The organism is Methylobacterium sp. WL119 (assembly GCF_008039875.1).
Taxonomy (GTDB): Bacteria; Pseudomonadota; Alphaproteobacteria; order Rhizobiales; family Beijerinckiaceae; genus Methylobacterium.
In genome coordinates this window covers 1-1,481 of record NZ_VRUU01000224.1, presented here as the reverse complement: position 1 = coordinate 1,481, position 1,481 = coordinate 1, and the positions used below count along the sequence as shown (strand labels likewise).

Annotated in this window: 2 pseudogenes; both read left to right on the top strand. The window is 65.0% G+C overall.

Annotated features, from left to right (window positions below):
- Positions 1 to 297 precede the first annotated feature (297 nt).
- Positions 298 to 693: pseudogene (locus FV227_RS28560) on the top strand (IS5 family transposase); the annotation flags it as partial.
- Positions 694 to 949: 256 nt separating this feature from the next.
- Positions 950 to 1,481 (top strand): annotated as a pseudogene (locus FV227_RS28555) (phosphomannomutase); the annotation flags it as partial.

The window sequence follows — 1,481 nt, the reverse complement described above, 5'->3', positions numbered from 1 at the left end:
TAAAACATCATAAAGTTATAAATAACACAAAATGTATGATTTTTACATTTCAACAATATAGGGCGGGTCGACAAGTAAAATTTGCGAATAGACTAAATTTGCCTTCTATGTTCGCAAATGTCCGATTTTCTGGGCAGTATCGGACATGGACTGCGCGAGCTCGAGAAGGATGTGGCCCTTCGGTGTCAGGTGACACGCCTGCTGAGCTGGCGCAGATCAGGCGCTGATTGAGCGTTTCCTCGAGTTTGAGCACGCGGTGGGCCACCGTCGAATGGTGCACGTCAAGCCGCTTGGCCCCGCGGCACGTCGCTCAGCGTTGTCCTGACCGGGGCTAACACTCACGATAGCACCCAACTCGTTGCGACGCTCGACGCGATCCCGCAGGTGCGCTCGGGCCGCCGTGGACGCCCACGCTGCAGGCCCAGCAAGCTGCACGCCGACAAAGCCTACGACCACCGTCGTTGCCGCCGGGAATGCCGGGCAAGCGGGATCGGGCCCCGCATTGCGCGCCGGGGCGTCGAAAGCAGTCAACGCCTGGGCTGCCACCGTTGAGTGGTCGAGCGCACGCTGGCTTGGCTCGCCCGCTTCCGCCGTCTGGCCATCCGCTATGAGCGCCGCGCCGACATCCACCTCGCCTTCACCACCCTGGCCTGTGCCCTCGTGAGCCTCAACCAATGCAAGCGGTTCTATTAGACGCTCTAAATGAGCAGTATCGAGAGTGTGGTGTTCGGCCTCCCCTCTCCGTGGGTGTGCCGTTTGATGTTTGGGGTCGAACCGAATCAGGTTCCGCCCTCGGGTATGTCGTGGGGGACTAACGGATGAGGCCGACTGGACGCACCGTAGAGACGGGGGCACGGCCGCCGCCAACATGCTCGAAAATGCACGAATGATGCTGGACTGCCCCTGACGTCGAACACACCGTTTCGTCAGCAACAGTCATGAGGATGATATGAGCAGCTTGAAGTTCGGGACGAGCGGCCTGCGCGGCCTGGTGACGGACCTCGTTGGGTGGCCGAGCTACGCCTATGCCGGGGCGTTCTTCCGCTCCGTCGGCGTGGCGTGCTGCCCGGGCCGCACCGTGGTGATCGGGCGCGACCTGCGCGACAGCAGCGCCGGCATCGCCGCCACCGTCGCCACCGCCGCCGCCGCGGCGGGCTTTGCGGCGATCGATTGCGGCGCGCTTCCGACGCCGGCCCTGGCGCTCGAGGCGATGCGGCGCGGGGCCTGCGCCGTGATGGTCACCGGCAGCCACATCCCGCAGGACCGCAACGGCCTGAAGTTCTACCGGCCCGACGGCGAGATCACCAAGGCCGACGAGGTCGCGATCCTCGCCGCCCTCGGCGACGTCGCCACGGCCGGGACCATGGCGGCCCCCGTCGCCGCGACGCCGGACCCGGACGTGATCGACCGCTACCGGCGCCGCTACGGCGACGTCTTCCCGCCCGACACCCTGAGCGGGATCCGCGTCGCCGCCTACCAGC